Genomic DNA, 19,245 nt, shown 5'->3' with positions numbered 1-19,245 from the left:
TTAGGATTCGAGCGCCCGGCGCAGCAGTTCCAGATCCTCGGCGATCTGACCGTCCGAGACCTTGAGTTCTTCGATCCGGCGCACCCCGTGCATGACGGTGGTGTGGTCGCGCCCGCCAAAGCGGCGGCCGATCTCGGGCAGAGAACGGCTGGTCATCTGTTTGCACAGATACATCGCCACCTGACGCGGGCGCGCGTAGCTGCGCAGGCGCTTGGGGCCGATCATGTCGCTCAGGCGGATGTTGTAATGGTCGGAAACCTTGCGCTGGATTTCCTCGACCGAAATCTTGCGCTCCGAGGCGCGCAGCACGTCGGCCAGACAATCCTGCGTCAGCCCCATGTCGATCTCGCGGCCCACCAGCGATGCGAAGGCGAAGAGGCGGGTCAGCGCACCTTCGAGCACGCGGACGTTCGAGGTGATGCGATGCGCGAGGAATTCCAACACTCCGTCGGCGACTTCGAGGTCGGGGTAGGTCTTGCGCTGCACGTCGACCTTGCTTTGCAGAATGCCGAGGCGCAACTCGTAGTCCGTGGGGTGCAGATCGACGATCAACCCGCATTGCAGGCGCGATTTCACGCGGTCTTCGAGATCCTTGATCTCACCCGGGGCGCGGTCGGCGGAGATGATGATCTGCTTATGCTGGTCCACAAGCGCGTTGAACGTGTGAAAGAACTCCTCCTGCGTGGAGTCTTTGCCCGCGATGAACTGCACGTCGTCGACCATCAGCACATCGACCGAGCGGAAGATTTCCTTGAAATCCATCATCTTACGGTCGCGCAGGGCCTGCACGAAACGGTACATGAACTGTTCAGCCGAGAGGTAGAGCACGTTCATCTCGGGCTTGCGCTCATGCAGCTCGCGGGCGATCGCGTGCATCAGGTGGGTCTTACCAAGGCCGACGCCCCCATAAAGGAACAGCGGGTTGAAGGTGACGGGGCCGCCTTCGGCGACACGGCGGGCGGCGGCATGGGCCAGTTCGTTGGGCTTGCCGACGACGAAATTGTCAAAGCTGAAGCGCGGGTCGAGCGGGGCGGTGCTGAGCTGCGAATTGGCGGCAGGTTTCGCGGCGGCCGAGGTCTGACGCGCAGCCGGGGCGGGCTTTTCGGCGGCAGAAGTAGGCTGCTGATTCAGGGCAAAGTTCAGACGCGTGGCATCGGTGCCGGTCGCGTTGATCTCATGCAGAATCAGGTCCGAGAAGTTCTGGCTGACGTAGTTGCCGAAGAAATTCGTCGGCACTTTGAGTGTCACGATTCCGTCTTCGACGGCGCCGGGCACAAGCGGTTCAATCCAGGTGGTGTAGTTGTTCTGCCCCACGGTCTTTAGAAGCCGCTCTTTGATCTCGCCCCAGTGATCTAATGTCATCGTGCCTTACGTCCCGCTTTGCTCTTCGCACAGAGGCCGAGTGGATCCCGGCCCTTAATACTGTTTCACCCGGCAACAGGTCATCCACCCGGTCCCACACGGATGACCGACCTGTGTCCTTCGGACTTTTAAAGAATGGCCTGCCCATGAGCCTTCTGTGCCGTAAACCGGCGCAAGAGGCGCTGAACGAACCGTTCGTGTTCTCATCGACAGGGTAAACGTGCTGGCAGCAGCATTCACGATGGTGCGCGGAACCGTCTGTGAACGGTCACTTGCACCCCCCTGAATTTGGCATTCTGCCAGTTGGCTGACGCCGTGTTCAGGGCCTGTCCCCCCAAGCGAAATGAATCGCTGGACCTTTGGTAGCAAGTGTTTCCGGTTCGCTTCAACATATCTTCCATCTTGACTCAGAGATTGCCGGAAAAGAATCTCTGGCGTGTTTTTTTCGCTGCACCCGCACGAAAAAAGGCGCCGCAATGCGGCGCCTCTTGTGTTTCTAAGGGCTTGGCTATGAAGCCAAATTAGCCCAGTGCTTTGACCCGCGCGGACAGGCGCGACATTTTGCGCGACGCGGTATTCTTGTGGAAAACGCCTTTGGTGACGCCGCGCATCAGCTCGGGCTGGGCGGCTTTCAGAGCGGCGGTTGCGGCTTCTTTATCACCGGAGGTGATCGCCTCTTCGACCTTGCGCAGGTAGGTGCGGATGCGCGAACGGCGTGCTTTGTTGATCGCAAAACGCTTTTCGTTTTGACGGGCGCGCTTTGCGGATTGACGGGTGTTTGCCATGAGTATCAGCCTTCGGGTTCATATGTTGCGTAGCAATGCGTGACGCCAACCCGACCGGAAATCCGGACCCCCTTGAGGTAGGTGATTCTAGCCAGAGCGGGCTGCACGCGCATGTATTGGTGCCGCCTATAAGGCAGCGGGCGCGGCAATGCAAGCCGCGCCGGGGGCGACGCTTATTTGTCGCGGAATTGCGCTTCGCGCTTTTCGAGGAAAGCGGACATGCCCTCTTTCTGGTCTTCGGTGTTGAACAGCGAATGGAACATGCGGCGTTCGAACAGCAGCCCCTCGCTCAGCGGCACCTCATAGGCGCGGTTCACGCATTCCTTGACCACGGTGGCCGAGATCATGGATTTCTCGGCGATCTTGGCAGCGGCGCCCATCGCCTCTTCCATCAGCTTTTTCACCGGCACCACGCGCGACACGAGGCCCGAGCGTTCGGCTTCTTCGGCATCCATGAAGCGGCCCGTGAGGTTCATGTCCATCGCTTTGGACTTGCCCACCAGACGGGTCAGACGCTGGGTGCCGCCGATGCCCGCCACGACGCCGAGGTTGATCTCGGGCTGGCCGAACTTGGCGCTTTCCGAACAGATGATAAAGTCGCACATCATCGCCAACTCGCAGCCCCCGCCGAGGGCATAGCCCGACACAGCGGCGATGATCGGCTTGCGCACGCGCAGAATCTGATCGGTCTCGGGCGTGAAAAGATCCCCCATGAAGACGTCGACAAAGCTTTTCTCGCGCATCATCGCGATATCGGCCCCGGCGGCGAATGCCTTCTCCGAGCCGGTGATGACGATGCAGCGGACCTTGTCGTTTTCCTGCGCGCTTTTCAGCGCCTTGGCGAGTTCACCCAGCAGCGCCTCGTTGAGCGCGTTCAGCGCATCCGGGCGGTTCAGGGTGATCAGGGCCACATGGTTGTCCACGTCCACGGTGATCGTTTCGTAAGCCATCAAGAATGCTCTTTGTTGTTGCGCTCAGGGGAATGTGCATACCACGGCACCCCCATGTTTCAAGTTATCTTTGGCAACGCGGACAATAGAAGGAAGAGCGTCCGCTTTGCACGATGCGCGCGATTGCCCCGTCGCAACCCGGTCTGCGGCAGGCTTGGCCCTCGCGGCCATAGACATCGAAACTATGTTGGAAATAGCCCAATTCGCCATCCGCCTGCCGAAAATCCTTGAGCGACGATCCCCCCGCCGTGATCGCGTCGGCCAGCACTTGGCGGATGATCGGCACCAGCCCGGCGACCCGCGTGGCCGAGATGCGCCCGGCCTTGCGGGCCGGGTGAATCCCCGCGCGGTAAAGCGCTTCGCAGACATAGATATTGCCCAAGCCCGCCACGATCCGTTGATCCAGCAGCGCGGATTTGATCGGCGTGTTGCGGCCTTTTAGCGCGGCGACCAGATGCGCTTCGTGAAAGTCGTTGCCCAAGGGTTCCGGCCCGAGCGAGGCCAGCAGCTTGTGCGTCTCGGCCCCGGCGGTGGGCATCAGATCCATCGCGCCGAAACGGCGCGGGTCGTTAAAGGTGATCCGCGCACCGTTACCCATATGCAACACGACATGGTCATGTTTCTCAGGTGCGGGGTGGTTGTGCTGAAATTGCCCCAGAGGGTCGCCCGAAACCAGCATCCGCCCGGACATGCCCAAATGGACCAAGAGCGATTCCCCGCTCGCCAGATCGGCGAGGATGTATTTCGACCGCCGCCGCAGCAAGCCGACGCGCTGCCCGGTCAGCCGCTCCGCCATCCGCTCGGGGAAGGGCCAGCGCAGATCGGGGCGGTTCACCTCGGCGCGGGCGATCACTTGGCCCTCCATCGCAGGGGCCAGCCCCCGGCGGACGGTTTCGACCTCTGGCAGTTCCGGCATCTCGGTTTCCCCTCTGGCTTGCCTGTGACAAAAGGCACGCATTGTCCCTGCCCCCCGGCACCCTATAACAAGGGACAGAACCAGAGGATCGCAAGAGCAGATGACCCAGGACGCTGACAAAACAACCCATTTCGGTTTCGAGACCGTGCCCGAACATGAAAAGGCCGGGCGCGTGCAGGGTGTGTTCAACTCCGTCGCCAGCAAATACGACATCATGAACGATGTGATGAGTATGGGGATCCACCGCGTCTGGAAAGAAGCGATGATGGACTGGCTCGCCCCGCGCCCCGGTCAGAAACTGCTCGATGTGGCGGGAGGCACTGGCGATGTGTCTTTCAAATTCCTCAAACGTGCCGGACACGGCCATGCCACGGTGCTCGACCTGACCGAGCCGATGCTGGTCGAAGGCCGCCAGCGGGCCGAGGCGGACAGGCTGACCGGCAGCCTCGATTGGGTCGTGGGCGACGCCATGGCGCTACCGTTCCCCGACAACACCTTCGACGTTTACACAATCAGCTTCGGCATCCGCAACGTGACCCGCCCGCAAGAGGCGCTGAACGAGGCGTACCGCGTGCTGCGCCCCGGTGGCCGTCTGATGGTGTTGGAGTTCAGCCAACTGCCCAATCCGGCGATGCAGAAGGCCTATGACCTCTACAGCTTCAATGTGATCCCGCGCATGGGCCAAGCCATCGCGGGCGACCGCGACAGCTATCAATATCTGGTCGAATCGATCCGCAATTTCCCCGATCAAGAGACCTTCCTGTCGATGGTCCGCGCGGCGGGCTTTGGTCAGGCCAAATATCGCAACCTGTCGATGGGGATCGCGGCGCTGCATTCGGGTTGGAAGCTCTGATGCGCGGTCCGCACAACATCTGGCGGTTGATCCGCACGGGCGCGACCTTGGAACGCGCCGGGGCGATGAATGTGGTGCTGGATGCTTTCGATGCCTCCCCGCCGCTGCGTTTCGTGGCCCGCGCGCTTGGCCTGCCGTTCAAATGGCTGGGCTACAAGGGCGACCCGACGATGCCGCCCGCCACCCGCGCGCTCACGGCGCTTGGCCCGGCCTACATCAAATTCGGTCAGGTGCTGTCGACCCGCCCCGATGTGGTGGGCGACGATCTGGCGGTGCAATTGCGCGTGTTGCAAGACAAGTTGCCGCCCTTCGACATGGCGCTGGCCCGCAGCGCGGTCGAGCAAGAGTTGGGCGAGCCGGTCAGCGCGATCTTTTCCGAGTTCAGCGAACCCGTCGCCGCGGCCTCCATCGCGCAGGTGCATCACGCGCGGCTGGCCGAGGCCGGCGAAGAGGTCGCCGTCAAAGTCCTGCGGCCCGGCATCGAAAAAGCCTTCCGCAAGGACATTGACGCCTTCTACCTCGCCGCCCGCATGGCCGAGATTTTCTCGCCCGGGTCGCGCCGCCTGCGCCCGATGGAGGTGATCGAACATTTCGATGGCGTCGTGCGGGGGGAGTTGGACCTGCGGCTCGAAAGTTCCGCCGCGTCGGAGTTCGCCGCCAACACCAAGGATGACGCCGGGTTTCAACTGCCCGAGATCAAATGGAATTATTCGGGCCGTCGCGTGATGACGCTGGGCTGGGCCGATGGGCTGCCGCTGGGCGACAATGCCGCGCTGGATGCGGCGGGGCACGACCGTGTGGCGCTGTCGGAGCGGGTGTTGCAACTCTTCCTTCAGCACGCCCTGCGCGACGGTTATTTCCACGCCGACATGCACCAAGGTAACCTCAAGGTCGCGGCCAACGGCGATATCATCGCCTATGACTTCGGCATCATGGGCCATATCGACAGCTACACCCGCCGGGTCTATGCCGAGATTCTCTATGGTTTCATCCGCCGCGACTACCAGCGCGTTGCCAAGGTGCATTTCGAGGCGGGATATGTCCCCGCCGATAAGGATGTCGATGAATTCGCCCGCGCCCTGCGTGCGGTGGGCGAGCCGATTTTCGGCATGGACGCCACCCGCATTTCCATGGCGCGGCTGCTGACCTATCTGTTTGAGGTGACCGAGCGTTTCGGCATGGAAACCCGGACCGAGCTGATCTTGCTGCAACGCACCATGGTCGTGGTCGAGGGCGTGGCCCGCTCGCTCAACCCGCATATCAACATCTGGGAAGTCGCCAGCCCCATCGTGACCGACTATATCACCAAGTCGCTCGGTCCGCGGGCCATCGTCTCTGATCTGCGCGACACGGCGATGGTCATGGCCCGCTTCGGCCCCCGCCTGCCCGGGCTGGTCGAACAGGCGCTGAACCGTCAGACCGAAGAGCAGCCCGAGCGCCAACCGCGTTTCTGGCGCTATATCGCGGCGACTGCGGTGATGTCCGGTGTGGCCGGGGCCACCACAATCGCCCTGATTGACGCACTGCTTTAGGGCAGGGGGCCGCGCGGCCCCCCGGCCTTCAGGCGATACGTTCGATGGCCATGGCGATGCCTTGCCCGCCGCCGATGCACATGGTGATCAACGCGCGTTTGCCGCCAATCCGCTCCAATTCATACAGCGCCTTCACGGTGATGATCGCCCCCGTCGCGCCGACCGGGTGGCCAAGCGCGATGGCCCCGCCGTTGGGGTTTACCTTTGCAGGATCGAAGCCCAGTTCCTTGCTTACGGCCAGCGCTTGGCTCGCGAAAGCCTCGTTGCTTTCTATCACGTCGAAGTCATCGGCCTTCAGGCCCGTGCGCTCCAGCAAACGGCGCACGGCAGGGACCGGGCCGATGCCCATGACCTCGGGGCGCACGCCGGCGTGGGCATAGCCGAGGATGCGGGCGCGGGGCGTCAGCCCGGCAGATTTCGCTGCCTCCGCGCGGGCCAGCACCAGCGCCGCGGCCCCGTCGTTGATGCCGCTGGCGTTGCCCGCCGTGACGCGGCCATCTTTCTGGAAGACGGGGCGCAGCCCGGCCAGCGCCTCGGCGGTCGTGGATTTGGGGTGTTCGTCGGTGTCGAAGGGCACCATGTCGCGCTTCACCTTCACATCGACCGGCACGATCTGGTCCTTGAAATGCCCTGCCGCGATGGCCGCCGCCGCGCGTTCCTGGCTTTGCAGGGCGAAGGCGTCCATTTCCTCGCGGGTGATCGTGTGTTCATCCGCCACGTTCTCTGCCGTCACGCCCATATGCCCGGTGCCGAAGGGGCAGTTCAGCGTGCCCAGCAGCATGTCGAGGCTGCGTGCATCGCCCATCTTCTGGCCCCAGCGGGCGTCGGGCAGCACATAGGGCGCGCGCGACATGCTTTCGGCACCACCGGCCAGCGCGAAGTCTGCATCGCCCAGCATCAGGCTCTGGGTGGCCGAGACCAGTGCCTGAACGCCCGAGCCACAAAGACGGTTCACATTCATCGCCGGCACCTCGTCGGGCACGCCCGCGTCGCGCGCGGCGACGCGGCTGAGGTACATGTCGCGCGGCTCGGTGTTGATGACGGTGCCAAAGACGACATGGCCGATCTGCGCCGGGTCAACGCCCGCGCGCTCCATCGCCGCCGCCGCGACGGTGCTGCCCAGCTTGGTGGGCGGTGTGGCGGCAAGGTTGCCGCCGAAAGTGCCGATGGCGGTGCGTGCGCCGCTCAGGATGACGATATCGTCTGACATGAAACTCTCCTCTGTCATTTGCCGGCACTATGGGCCGGGTACGCGGCAAAGTCAGCGGGAACGTCCCGTCATGCGGCGCCTTGACAGGAGCGGGGCGCCGCGCGACATATCCGCCATGACGGACAACACCGACAAGATCCTGACACAGCTGCCCGCCCGCCTGAAAGAAGCGCGGCAGGGGCAGGGGTTATCGCTCGACGCCGTGGCGAAGCTCTCAGGCGTGTCGCGCTCCATGGTCAGCCAGATCGAGCGCGGCGAATCGAGCCCCACCATCGCGACGCTGTGGAACCTCACCCGCGCGCTTCAGGTGGATTTTGCCGGTCTTCTCGACGCCGCCCCCGGCGAGCCGCAGATCGAGGTGCTGCGCAGTGCCGCCGTGCCGACGATCAGTAATCTGGGCGACGGTTGCCGCATTCGCATCCTGTCGCCGCCCGAGGAAGCCGGGCATCACGAGGTCTACGAGTTGCTTATCGCGGAGGGCGGCGTGCTCGACAGTGCGCCCCACACCCGCGGCGCGCGCGAGCATCTCAGTGTCTTCGAGGGCGCGGTGGAGGTCACCAGCGGCACCGGGACCGAGCGGCTGCAGGCCGGCGACACCGCGCGCTATGTCGCCGACGTGCCCCATGCGATCCGCGCGACAGAGGGGCCGGTGCGCGCCTTTCTGGTGGTTCAGGACGCCTAGTTTCCGCAATATCGGAAAAATTCCGCCATTCCGGAAATCCTCTATTTCGGAACCGCCTCCGTTATGGTAGACGCTCCCTGAAAAGGAGAGCCTCATGACCCAAGCATTTCTATCCCATGTCACCGACACCCTAGCCGAGATCGACGCCGAGGGCATGATGAAGCGCGAGCGGCTCATCACCACCCCGCAGGGCGGCGAAATAGCGGTGGGCGACCGCGAGGTCATCAACCTCTGCGCCAACAACTACCTCGGCCTCGCCGATCACCCCGAGCTTATTGCCGCCGCCAAGGAAGCGATGGACGAGAAGGGCTTTGGCATGGCCTCGGTCCGTTTCATCTGCGGCACGCAGGACATCCACCGCGAGTTGGAGCAGAAGCTGGCCAGCTTCCTGGGTCATGACGATTCGATCCTCTTCGCCGCCTGTTTCGACGCCAACGGCGGGCTCTTCGAGCCGCTGCTGGGGCCGGAGGACGCGGTGATCTCGGATGCGCTGAACCATGCCTCGATCATCGACGGCATCCGGCTCTGCAAGGCCAAGCGCTACCGCTATGCCAACAGCGACATGGCGGATCTGGAGGCCAAGCTGAAACAGGGCCGCGAGGATGGCGCGCGCTTCATCATGATCGCGACCGACGGGGTCTTCTCGATGGACGGCTATCTGGCAAAACTGCCAGAGATCGTGGCGCTGGCCGAGAAATACGAGGCGCTGGTGATGGTCGACGACTGCCATTCCACCGGCTTCATGGGGCCAAAGGGTGCCGGCACCCCGGCGCATCACGGGGTCAAGGTGGACATCGTGACCGGCACGCTGGGCAAGGCGCTCGGCGGGGCCATCGGCGGCTATATCGCGGGGCCGCAGCCGGTGATCGACCTGCTGCGCCAGCGCGCGCGGCCCTATCTATTCTCGAACTCGCTGCCGTCCTCCATCGTGCGCGCCGGCATCCGGGCGCTGGAACTGGTCGAGGAGGGCGACGACCTGCGCGCGCGTCTGTTCGAGAACACCGAATACTGGCGCGCGGGGCTGGAGAAGCTGGGCTTCGATCTGCTGCCCGGCGAGCATCCCATCGTGCCGGTCATGCTGGGCGAGGCGCAGGTGGCGCAGGACATGGCGGCGAAGCTTTTCGAGGAAGGCGTCTATGTCTCGGGCTTCTTCTTCCCGGTGGTGCCGCGCGGTCAGGCGCGCATCCGCACCCAGATGAACGCGGCGCTGGCCCGCGAACAATTGGACCGCGCGCTGAAAGCCTTCGAGACGGCCGGCAAGGCCTGTGGGGTGATCTGATGGCGGCGAACGAGATGAAGGCGCTGGCCAAACTGCACCCCCGCGAGGGGCTGTGGATGACCCATGCGCCGGTGCCCGAGATCGGCCCTGAGGACGTGCTGATCAAGATCAACAAGACCGGCATCTGCGGCACCGACATTCACATCTGGAACTGGGACGACTGGGCCGCCGGGACCGTGCCGGTAGGGCTGATCACCGGCCATGAATTCGCCGGCGAGATCGTGGAGCTGGGCCGCAATGTCGAGGGGCTGGAGATCGGCCAGCGCTGCTCGGGCGAGGGGCATCTGATCGGCAAGCAGTCGCGGCAGAGCCGGGCGGGCAAGTTCCACCTCGATCCCGCGACGCGGGGCATCGGCGTCAATGAACAGGGGGCCTTTGCGCAATACCTCAAGCTGCCCGCCTTCAACGTGGTGCCGCTGCCGGACGAGATTTCCGACGACATCGGCGCGATCCTCGATCCTCTGGGCAATGCGGTGCATACCGCGCTGAGTTTTGATCTGGTGGGCGAGGATGTGTTGATCACCGGCGCGGGGCCCATCGGCATCATGGCCGCCGCGGTGGCGCGGCACGTCGGCGCGCGGCATGTGGTGATCACGGATGTGAACCCCGACCGGCTGGCGCTGGCGGCGAAGGTCGCCGATGTGGTGCCGGTGAACGTCGCCGAGGAGGATTTGGCTGATGTGATCCCGCGGCTGAAGATGAAACAGGGCTTTGACGTGGGCCTAGAGATGTCGGGCAACCAGCAAGCGCTGGACCAGATGGTGGAGGCGATGACCATGGGCGGGCGCATCGCCATGCTGGGCATCCCGCCGGGCAAGTCGCCGGTGGACTGGAGCCGGATTGTTTTCAAGGCGATCACCATCAAGGGCGTCTATGGCCGCGAGATTTTCGAGACCTGGTACAAGATGATCGCCATGCTGGAAAACGGGCTGGACGTCTCGGCCATCATCACCCACCGCTTTGGAGTCGATGAGTTCGAACAGGGGTTCGCCGCGATGAAATCGGGGCGGTCAGGCAAGGTGGTGCTGGACTGGACCTGAACCGCTCACGGGCGCAGGCGATTGCGCCCCTGTTGCGTGAGAACCCAAACGTCTTCCCCTTCGAACACCGCTGCGCAGAGCGGTTTGCCATAGCCCGCCCCGGTGTCGAGGTTCACCCGGTTGCCATAGTGCATGGCGCTGTCGACCGGCGTGTGGCCATGGACGATCAGCTTGGGATGCGGCGCGGTGTATTGGTGAAACTCCTTGCGGATCCACAGCAGATCATTCTCGCGCTGATCATCCAGCGGCACCTCCGGGCGGATGCCCGCATGGGCAAAGAACAGGTCGGGCGTTTGATGTGATAGGGCGAGGGTCTTGAGGAAATCCACATGGCTCTGCGGCACCGCTGCGCGGGCTTTCTCATGCACCTCTGACATCCGGTCGCGCCCGCTGACCGATACGCCGTAGGACCCCAGCGTCGTGTCGCCGCCCAAACGCGGGTTCAGCCAGTTAAGCTCAACCAGCAGCAGCGGATCGTGACGAGGGAAATCCTCCATGAACCAGCTGAACATGCGGTCGTGATTGCCCATGAGGAAGGTCCAGTTGCGGCCCTCGGCTTTGCCCTGCGCAAGCCGTTCGATCACCGCTTTGCTGTCGGGGCCGCGGTCGGTGTAATCTCCGAGGAAAACGATGCGCGCGCCCGGCCCGCCGTCTTCTTCGATCAGGGTCAAAACGCGCTCAAGCTCGGCGGCGTAACCGTGGATGTCTCCGATGGCATAGATGGGGCTGGGCATGATCGTTCCTGTCCTTCTGCACCCCCTCGTGATGCCGCAAAGCGGCGGGGAAGGGAAGGCTTAGGCCCGACAATGCCCCAAAAGCAAAAGCGCCCCGCGAGGGGGCGCTTCCAGATTGTGCAGGTCGTGCGGGCCTTAGGCCACGTCGAATTGCAGCGGCTTGATCTGCCGGAACATGCCGGTGTCGCGCAGCTTGCCGATCACTGTCTCGGGCACTTGATCATCGACATAGAGCAAGGCAATCGCCTCGCCCTTGGCGGTGTGGCGGCCAAGAGTAAAGTTGGCGATGTTCACGCCGTTCTCGCCCATGGTCTGGCCCAATGTGCCGATGATGCCCGGCACGTCTTCGTTGGTGGTGTAGAGCATATGCTCCCCGATCTCGGCGTCGATGGTGATGCCCTTGATCTGGATGAAGCGCGGCTTGCCGTCCGAGAAGACGGTGCCCGCGATGGAGCGCTCGCGCTTCTCGGTCACCACGGTCACCTTGACATAGCCGTCAAAGACGCCGGATTTGTCTTGGTTGGTGGTGCTGATCTGGATGCCCTTTTCACGGGCAACCACGGGGGCCGAGACCATGTTCACGTCCGGGTTGGCGCGCTTCATGATGCCCGCGACGACGCCGCAGTTCAGCGCCTTGAGGTTCATCTTTGCGACCGAACCGTCGTAGAGGATGTTGATCGCCTTGATCGGCTCGTCCGTCATCTGTCCGATGAAGGCACCCAGATGCCCGGCTAGTTTGACCCATGGGCCCATGACCTTGGCCTCTTCGGCGGTGACCGAGGGCATGTTCAGCGCGTTGGTAACGGCGCCGGTCAGCAGGTAGTCGGACATCTGCTCGGCCACCTGCAGGGCCACGTTCTCCTGCGCCTCGGTGGTCGCGGCGCCGAGGTGCGGGGTGCAGACCACGTTGGGCAGATTGAAGAGCGGGTTCTCCTTGGCCGGTTCCTCGGCGAAGACGTCGAAGCCCGCGCCCGCTACATGGCCCGACTTCAGCAGGTCGGCCAGCGCTTCCTCGTCCACCAAACCGCCGCGGGCGCAGTTGATGATGCGCACGCCGGGCTTGGTTTTTTCGAGGTTCTCGCGGCTCAGGATATTCGCGGTCTGCTCGGTGTACGGCACGTGCAGGGTGATGAAGTCGGCGCGGGAGAGAAGCTCGTCCAGTTCGACCTTCTCGACGCCCATCTTCTCGGCCTTCTCTTCGCCCAGGAAGGGGTCATAGGCCACGACCTTCATCTTCAGCCCGCGCGCGCGGTCGCAGACGATGCCGCCGATGTTGCCCGCGCCGATCACGCCAAGGGTCTTGCCGGTCAGCTCGACCCCCATGAACTTGGACTTCTCCCATTTGCCCGCATGGGTGGAGGCGCTTGCCTCGGGGATCTGCCGCGCCACGGCGAACATCATCGCGATGGCATGTTCGGCGGTGGTGATCATGTTGCCGAAGGGCGTGTTCATCACGATCACACCCTGTTTCGAGGCGGCTTCCTTGTCGATGTTGTCGGTGCCGATGCCCGCGCGGCCAATCACCTTGAGGTTCGGCGCATTGGCGAGGATCTTTTCCGTCACCTTGGTGGCCGAGCGGATGGCGAGGCCATCATAGTTGCCGATGATCTCGGCCAGCTTGTCTTTGTCCTTGCCCAGATCGGGCTGAAAATCCACGTCGATGCCGCGGTCGCGGAAGATCTGAACGGCAGCTTCGGAGAGTTTGTCGGAAATGAGTACTTTGGGGGCCATGTGTCTGGTCCTTCATAAACGGGGTCAGCGGTGCGCAGAAACGCGCAGCCGACGAGAGGGGGGAGTAGGGTGCGCGATCCTCGCGCACCATCGCATCACGCGTTGATTTCGGCTTCAAAAGCCCATTCGAGCCAAGGCAGCATCGCCTCGATGTCCGCCGTCTCGACCGTGCCGCCGCACCAGATGCGCAGGCCCGGAGGGGCATCGCGGTAGGCGCCGATGTCCAGCGCCGCGCCCTCATCCGCCAGCCGCTTGGCCACGGCCTTGGCGAAGGCCGCACCGTCCGCGATGCGGTCGTCGGTGAACTTCAGGCAGACCGATGTGTTGGAGCGTGTCGCGGGATCGGTCGCGAGGAAGTCGATCCAGTCATGCGCCTCGACGAAATCGGCCACGGCCTTGGTGTTGGCATCGGCCCGCGCGATTAGGCCTTTCAGGCCGCCCACGGATTTGGCCCAGTCCAGCGCCAGCAGGTAATCCTCGACGCAGAGCATCGAGGGCGTGTTGATCGTCTCGCCGCGGAAGATGCCCTCGTTCAGCTTGCCGCCCTTGGTCAGGCGGAAGATCTTGGGCAGCGGCCACGCGGGGGTGTAATTCTCCAGCCGCTCGACAGCACGCGGGCTGAGGATCAGCATGCCATGCGCTGCTTCGCCGCCCAACACCTTCTGCCAAGAGAAGGTTGTCACATCGAGCTTGTCCCACGGCAGGTCCTGCGCGAAGGCGGCGGAGGTCGCGTCGCAGAGCGTGAGCCCCGCGCGGTCCGCCGGGATCACGTCGCCCGTGGGTACGCGCACGCCAGAGGTCGTGCCGTTCCAGGTAAAGCAGACGTCGTTGTCATAATTCAGCGCGGCCATGTCGACGATCTCGCCATACTCAGCGGTGTGGACCTGAGCCTCGATCTTCAGCTGCTTGACCACGTCGGTGACCCAGCCCGCGCCAAAGCTTTCCCAAGCGACCATCTCGGCCGGGCGTTCGCCCAAGAGCGACCACATGGCCATCTCGAAGGCGCCGGTGTCGGAGGCAGGCACGATGCCGATGCGGTAGTCGGCGGGCACGCCGAGCACTTCGCGGGTGGTCTCGATCGCCTCTGCGAGCTTGGCCTTGCCGGGCGCGGCACGGTGGCTGCGGCCCAGCGGTGCATCCGCGAGCTTGGTCAAATCGAATGTGGGGATTTTGGCGCAGGGGCCGGAGGAGAAACGCGGGTTTGCCGGTACGGCAACAGGTTTCGCTTCCGGGCGCGGTGCCGGTTGGTTCATAGCCATTGATGCTACCCTCTCAGATATTCGCCCTTCGTTGGGGAAGGGTGTCCCACTTGCCGGGATACGCGGGGAGGCCGGGCTGGCGCAAGTCGCAAAATGACGCTAGGACGCCGGTCATGTCGCTTTGCGCGGCGCGAATGATGCGGATCGGAAACTTATGTTCACGGCAATCTTGTTGACCTCCCCCACCAACCCCAGCCTCGACCCCGCGCTGGTGGAAAGCCTGCGCAATGCTTGGGGCGGGGGTGACGCGCTTTGGCTGGCCCCGGATGAGGCGGCGGAGTTCTCGCTGGCGCAGATGCCGGAAAACCGTTGGGATGTCTGGGAAAGCTGCCAATCCATGGGGGTCGATCTGGTGATCGTGCCGACAGAGGGCCGCCGCAAGAAGATGCTGCTGGCCGATATGGACAGCACGATGATCCAGCAAGAATGTATCGACGAATTGGCCGATGAAGCAGGCGTCGGGGAGCGCGTGAAAGAGATCACCGCCCGCGCCATGAACGGTGAGTTGGATTTCGACGGCGCCCTGCGCGAACGGGTCGGCCTGTTGAAAGGTTTGGAAGCCAGCGTGATCGACAAGGTCTTGGCCGAGCGGATCACCCTGATGCCCGGCGGCGGGGCGCTGGTGGGCACAATGAAGGCCAATGGCGGCTATGCCGCGCTGGTCTCGGGCGGGTTCACCGCCTTCACAGCCAAAGTGGCCGAGATGCTGGGCTTTGATGAGAATCGCGCCAATACGCTGCTGGTTGAACAGGCCGCGCTGACGGGCGATGTGGGGCTTCCGATCCTTGGGCGCGAGGCCAAGGTCACCGCGCTGGAAGAGATCACGGCAAAGCTGGGGATCACCGAGGATCAGGTCATCGCCGTGGGTGATGGGGCCAATGATCTGGGCATGTTGGGGCGCGCTGGCATGGGCGTTGCGCTGCATGCCAAACCGTCGGTTGCGGCGGAATGCGACATCCGCATCAACTTCGGCGATTTGACCGCGCTGCTGTTCGTGCAGGGCTATGCGCGTACCGAATTCGCGGGCTGAGACTGCCCGTGTGGCGCTGCCGCTTCGTTTCAGCAAAGCGGCAGCGCGAGAGGCTTAAAGCAGCCCCGCCGCCGGTTTCAGCATCCCGGTCTCAAGCCCGCGCCAGTTCTTGATCGACGCGTTCATCCGCTTGAGCGCGGCGGGGTGGTTGGCGTCCAGCGCCCCCAGTTTGACCATCAGCGCGGTGATCGCACATTCGGCGGCACGGGTGGTGCCGCAAGCGGCTTTCAATGCAATGCCCAGCTTACGCTCGGGCCAGATGGCAATGAAGAACCCTTCGGCCCCGGTTTTCAACGCGACCTTGCCGTCCATCGCCCGCATCAGTTCTGTGCAGGCACGGCCTTCGCCCGCGACGAGTTCGGGGTGCAGGCGCATGGCTTCGTGCAGGCGCGCCTCGGCAGAGCCTTCGGGGGCGGCGGCGAAATGGGCCATGGCGCGGGCCATACCGTGCAGGGTGCAGGCGTAATTCGGGGCCGAGCAGCCGTCGATCCCATAGCCGGGGGAGGTTTCTTGCGTGACCGTCTCGAAAGCCTCAAGGCAGGCTTTTTGCACCGCATGGTCCGGCTTTTCGTAATCGGCACCGCCGCCCAGATGTTGGTTCAGCGTCAGGAAGCCTGCGTGTTTGCCCGAGCAGTTGTTGTGGATTTGGCAGGGTTTCTCATGAGCGCGGATCAGCCCCTCCATCGCGTCGCGGTCGGCGGGCTCCTGCGGGCCGCAGCGAAAGGCGTCGTCGTCCAGACCCAGCGTGTCGAGCCAGACGCCCACCCGGTCGGTGTGGATGGCGGCCCCCTGGTGCGAGGCGCAGGCCAGCGCCAGTTGCTCGGTGCTTAGCCCCGCCTTATCCGCCGCGCCGGAATTGATCAGCGGCAGCGCTTGGATCATCTTGGAAGAAGAGCGCGGCAGAATGACCTTTTCCGGGTCGCCCCAAGCCTCGACAATCTGGCCGCTGGCGTCGCAGATCACGGCGTGACCGGAATGCACGCTTTCCAGAAAGGGTCCGCGCCAGATTTCCGCAAAGGGGGCTGCTTTGGTCATGAGGTTCATCCTGTTTCTGGGCGAAAACCTGCCAATCAGGGTTTCGTCGGTCGCGCGTTTGCCGTTATTGTGGTTGGTGTCGAACAGATAACAGACACCCGCAAGAGAGCAACCCGCCCGAGGTTGCCCGGTTGGGGTCTGTGGACGTGTTGAGGTCAAGGACGGCTGGAGGCTGGACAGATGGGAATGATGAAGACATGTGGTCTTGCACTTGGGGCGCTCGCCCTTGTGGCGAGCGGCGCAGTGGCGCAGGAGCAGAGCACCAACCGGGTGGCGGCCAAGACCGACTGGAGCGTCTTTGTAGAAGATAACCCGACGGAATGCTGGGGCGTCTCGACGCCCAAGGAAGTCGTGAACACACGCGATGGGCGTGTGGTGGCGGTGAACCGGGGCCAGACATTGCTGATGGTATTCTATCGTCCTTCGGCAGAGGCCAAGGGTCAGGTTGCTTTCACCGGCGGCTATCCTTTCGCCTCGGGCTCGACCGTGACGATGAGCATTTCGGGCAATACCTATGAGCTGTTCACCGAAGGCGAATGGGCATGGCCCGCGACAACGGCGGATGACGCCAAGATCATCGCCGCGATGAAACGCGGTGCGGATGCGACGCTGGTCGGCAAGTCTTCGCGCGGGACGCAGACCAAGGACACATTCTCGCTGCTGGGCTTCACCGCTGCGGTTGAAGATGCGGAGAAGCGCTGCGGGGGGTGAGCCTCTGCAATTTGAGAGTTTGGGACGGCCTCGCGATTGCGGGGCCGTTTTTGTTTGGGGCGAACGTGCCACCCGGGCCCGGGGCAAGCCGCAGGCGCCGGGCCATCGCCTGCCCTCCCCCCGGGTAGGCGATTTGGTGAGGCTGTGCGTGACTTCGCGTGCGCACATCATGGTTGAGGCATAAAGTGGTATCGAAAATATGTTGGTTCGCCGACCCGCGGGCAGGCGATGGCCCTCGCACGAAAAGCCGCGGCTTCCTTTCGGGAGCCGCGGCTAAGAATACGTCGTATATTTCGGCGTCAGGCCGCCCGCGAGAGCGGCGCCGCCACTTCTTCCTCGATAAACGCGCCATGCAGCGCCTTGATCACCGGTTGCAGGCTCTCCCGCTCGACGATGAACTGCACGTCCACGTTGCGTGGTCCTTGGCTCGCGCCGATCGCCGTCTCGCCAGCCTCGGCGATGGCCACAAGGCCCCGTTGCAACACCGACAAGCCGTTCAGATCGCGCCCGATGACCGAGGCCATGGACAGCGTGCGAGTGGTGATCTCGGCGGTGGGGTAGATCTCTGCCAGATCCTTCTCCACCCGGCGCATCGTTTTCAGCGAGGCGTCCAGATAATGGGTGATCGTATTGGCATTCGAGACCTTCGAGACGATCCGCACGTTGTGCCGCGTCAGCACGTCGAGGATCGCGGTGTCATAGCCTTTGACGCCGACCATGTCCTGCTCGAAGAGTTCCAACGTGACGATGTCGAGACCGGTCACGATTTCTACCGTGGGCGCTTCGGCCTGACGGTCGTCGATCAGCGTGCCGGGGTCTTCGGGCTCGAAAGCATTGGTCACGCGCAGCGGCACGTCGGCCTGACGCAGGGTCTTGGCTGCCTTGGGGTGGATCGCCTCCATCCCCATGTTCGAGAGTTGGTCCGCCACGTCGTAGTTCGTGCGGCCGATCTTCTTGACGGCATGCTCGCCCACCAGTTTCGGGTCACAGGACGACAGGTGGAACTCCTTGTGAATGATCGCCTCGCGCGCGCCGGTGAGGGCGGCAAGCTTGGAGAAGGTCACCTCGGAATAGCCGCGGTCGAACTCGCGCATCAGACCTTCGGCGCATTGCGCATAGCCGGTCACGATGGGCATTTCCGTATGAGGGTCGATGCCCTCCATCGCCTGCGCGATGCGCTCGTCGAGGGTCACGTTGCCCTCGTCACGCCACCCCGAGAGGTCGACGAAACGGGCGTTTACGCCAGCGCGTTGCAGCAGGATTGTGGTGACGAAGGCGGAATGCGCCTCGCCCAGACCGGACAGCAACTCGCGGATTTGCAGCATATGCTCCGACAGGCGGAAGTGGCCATAGGCGCAAAGGCGCTGCAGGTCGATCAGGCAGTTGCGGGCACCATGGGTGCGCTCGGACACAAAGGCGTCGGCCTGTTCGATGTCGCCGGGATGCTCCAGCACCTCGCGGTGCACGCGCTGCATCTCGGCCGAGACGCGGGTCAGCGCCTCGTGCCAGCCGTGATCGTTGCTGGCATTGGCCAAATGGGCGTACACGCCCGGCTCGCCGGATTTCTTATGCTCCAGCAACAGGTTCGTGATCCCGCCAAAGGCGGAGACCACGAAGACGCGCCCATAGATGTCCGCGCCCTTACGGTCACCGACAAAGAGCGTATCTTTGAGTTGGTTCACGCGGGACATGGACGTCCCGCCGATTTTTTCGACAGTGTGGGACGGTTGAGTCATAAAACTTAAGCGACCTCCTCGGCAGGCGCATAGGAACCATCTTCGCGGTGCACTTCGTTGCCGGTGACCGGCGGGTTGAAGCAGCACGCCATGTGCAGTTCTTCCTCTGCGCGCAGGGTGTGTTTGTCGTTCAGGTTCAGGGCGTACATCACGCCGGGGGTGATCTCATGCGTCTCCCCGGTGGCGAGATCGGTGATCGAGCCTTTGCCCTTCATGCAATAGACGCTCTCGAAGTGATGCTTGTAGTGGAACGTGTGTTCCGACCCGGCCTCAAGAACGGTGATGTGGAAAGAGAACCCCATCTTGTCATCAGCCAGAAGCATCCGTGTGGAGGTCCATTTCGCATCCGCCACGTGACGGTCTGTGCCCTGAAGTTTGTTAAAATCGCGTACAATCATCG

Annotated in this window: 18 protein-coding genes; 7 read left to right on the top strand and 11 right to left on the bottom strand. The window is 63.5% G+C overall.

Annotation, left to right across the window (positions count from 1 at the left end; genetic code table 11):
- From dnaA to mutM, 4 genes are all read right to left on the bottom strand, one after another.
- Window positions 1-1,362 carry a chromosomal replication initiator protein DnaA gene (gene dnaA, locus HKX24_RS01555; protein WP_271692618.1) on the bottom strand — a complete coding sequence of 454 codons (1,362 nt, stop codon included), beginning with the start codon at window positions 1,360-1,362 and terminating at the stop codon, window positions 1-3.
- A 521-nt stretch (window positions 1,363-1,883) separates the two neighbouring features.
- Complete coding sequence (gene rpsT, locus HKX24_RS01550; RefSeq protein ID WP_067261164.1) at window positions 1,884-2,147, bottom strand: 30S ribosomal protein S20; 264 nt, start codon at window positions 2,145-2,147, stop codon at window positions 1,884-1,886.
- Window positions 2,148-2,320: 173 nt separating this feature from the next.
- Complete coding sequence (locus HKX24_RS01545; RefSeq protein WP_067261165.1) at window positions 2,321-3,097, bottom strand: enoyl-CoA hydratase; 777 nt, start codon at window positions 3,095-3,097, stop codon at window positions 2,321-2,323.
- A 64-nt stretch (window positions 3,098-3,161) separates the two neighbouring features.
- Entirely contained in the window at window positions 3,162-4,013 is an 852-nt protein-coding gene (gene mutM / locus HKX24_RS01540; RefSeq protein WP_209216843.1) for a bifunctional DNA-formamidopyrimidine glycosylase/DNA-(apurinic or apyrimidinic site) lyase, read from the bottom strand.
- Window positions 4,014-4,113: 100 nt separating this feature from the next.
- Between mutM and ubiE the strand changes: the two genes are divergently transcribed.
- Both ubiE and ubiB read left to right on the top strand, forming a co-directional pair.
- Window positions 4,114-4,866 (top strand): bifunctional demethylmenaquinone methyltransferase/2-methoxy-6-polyprenyl-1,4-benzoquinol methylase UbiE, encoded by a 753-nt coding sequence (ubiE, locus tag HKX24_RS01535; protein WP_067261168.1) that lies wholly within the window; start codon window positions 4,114-4,116, stop codon window positions 4,864-4,866.
- Window positions 4,866-6,398, top strand: coding sequence for a 2-polyprenylphenol 6-hydroxylase (ubiB, locus tag HKX24_RS01530; protein WP_271692617.1), 1,533 nt, complete (start codon window positions 4,866-4,868; stop codon window positions 6,396-6,398). Before ubiE ends, ubiB begins: the two co-directional genes overlap by 1 nt.
- A 28-nt stretch (window positions 6,399-6,426) precedes the next feature.
- Here the strand turns inward: ubiB and HKX24_RS01525 are convergent, their stop codons facing one another.
- Window positions 6,427-7,608, bottom strand: coding sequence for an acetyl-CoA C-acyltransferase family protein (locus tag HKX24_RS01525; protein WP_271692616.1), 1,182 nt, complete (start codon window positions 7,606-7,608; stop codon window positions 6,427-6,429).
- Window positions 7,609-7,723: 115 nt separating this feature from the next.
- On the opposite strand from HKX24_RS01525, the gene HKX24_RS01520 reads away from it, so the two are divergent.
- The 3 genes from HKX24_RS01520 (at window position 7,724) to tdh (ending at window position 10,609) form a co-directional block, all read left to right on the top strand.
- A complete protein-coding gene (locus HKX24_RS01520) occupies window positions 7,724-8,290 on the top strand; it encodes a helix-turn-helix domain-containing protein (protein WP_276153764.1) in 567 nt (188 codons plus the stop codon).
- A 94-nt stretch (window positions 8,291-8,384) separates the two neighbouring features.
- Entirely contained in the window at window positions 8,385-9,569 is a 1,185-nt protein-coding gene (locus tag HKX24_RS01515; protein ID WP_271692615.1) for a glycine C-acetyltransferase, read from the top strand.
- Window positions 9,569-10,609 carry an L-threonine 3-dehydrogenase gene (gene tdh, locus HKX24_RS01510; protein WP_271692614.1) on the top strand — a complete coding sequence of 347 codons (1,041 nt, stop codon included), beginning with the start codon at window positions 9,569-9,571 and terminating at the stop codon, window positions 10,607-10,609. The genes HKX24_RS01515 and tdh overlap by 1 nt, the downstream gene beginning before the upstream one ends.
- 5 nt (window positions 10,610-10,614) lie before the next feature.
- Here the strand turns inward: tdh and HKX24_RS01505 are convergent, their stop codons facing one another.
- The 3 genes from HKX24_RS01505 to HKX24_RS01495 form a co-directional block, all read right to left on the bottom strand.
- Window positions 10,615-11,343 (bottom strand): metallophosphoesterase family protein, encoded by a 729-nt coding sequence (locus HKX24_RS01505; RefSeq protein WP_271692613.1) that lies wholly within the window; start codon window positions 11,341-11,343, stop codon window positions 10,615-10,617.
- A 135-nt stretch (window positions 11,344-11,478) separates the two neighbouring features.
- Window positions 11,479-13,074, bottom strand: a complete 1,596-nt coding sequence (gene serA, locus HKX24_RS01500) for a phosphoglycerate dehydrogenase (RefSeq protein WP_209216830.1) — start codon at window positions 13,072-13,074, stop codon at window positions 11,479-11,481.
- A gap of 95 nt (window positions 13,075-13,169) precedes the next feature.
- Window positions 13,170-14,333, bottom strand: a complete 1,164-nt coding sequence (locus HKX24_RS01495) for a phosphoserine transaminase (protein ID WP_271692612.1) — start codon at window positions 14,331-14,333, stop codon at window positions 13,170-13,172.
- A 154-nt stretch (window positions 14,334-14,487) separates the two neighbouring features.
- On the opposite strand from HKX24_RS01495, the gene serB reads away from it, so the two are divergent.
- Window positions 14,488-15,363 carry a phosphoserine phosphatase SerB gene (serB, locus tag HKX24_RS01490; RefSeq protein ID WP_271692611.1) on the top strand — a complete coding sequence of 292 codons (876 nt, stop codon included), beginning with the start codon at window positions 14,488-14,490 and terminating at the stop codon, window positions 15,361-15,363.
- Window positions 15,364-15,417: 54 nt separating this feature from the next.
- Here the strand turns inward: serB and HKX24_RS01485 are convergent, their stop codons facing one another.
- The gene (locus HKX24_RS01485) at window positions 15,418-16,398 is read right to left on the bottom strand and encodes an asparaginase (RefSeq protein WP_271692610.1); all 981 of its coding nucleotides are present in this window, start codon (window positions 16,396-16,398) and stop codon (window positions 15,418-15,420) included.
- A 189-nt stretch (window positions 16,399-16,587) separates the two neighbouring features.
- On the opposite strand from HKX24_RS01485, the gene HKX24_RS01480 reads away from it, so the two are divergent.
- Entirely contained in the window at window positions 16,588-17,109 is a 522-nt protein-coding gene (locus tag HKX24_RS01480) for an invasion associated locus B family protein (protein WP_231886279.1), read from the top strand.
- Window positions 17,110-17,408: 299 nt separating this feature from the next.
- Here the strand turns inward: HKX24_RS01480 and HKX24_RS01475 are convergent, their stop codons facing one another.
- Entirely contained in the window at window positions 17,409-18,845 is a 1,437-nt protein-coding gene (locus HKX24_RS01475; protein ID WP_276153763.1) for an aspartate kinase, read from the bottom strand.
- Window positions 18,846-18,850: 5 nt separating this feature from the next.
- Window positions 18,851-19,243 (bottom strand): ectoine synthase, encoded by a 393-nt coding sequence (locus HKX24_RS01470; RefSeq protein ID WP_271692608.1) that lies wholly within the window; start codon window positions 19,241-19,243, stop codon window positions 18,851-18,853.
- Window positions 19,244-19,245 lie beyond the last annotated feature (2 nt).

The sequence above is a fragment of the Sulfitobacter sp. M85 genome, assembly GCF_029285915.1.
Taxonomy (GTDB): Bacteria; Pseudomonadota; Alphaproteobacteria; order Rhodobacterales; family Rhodobacteraceae; genus Sulfitobacter; species Sulfitobacter faviae.
This window is presented reverse-complemented; position numbering and strand designations above follow the sequence as displayed.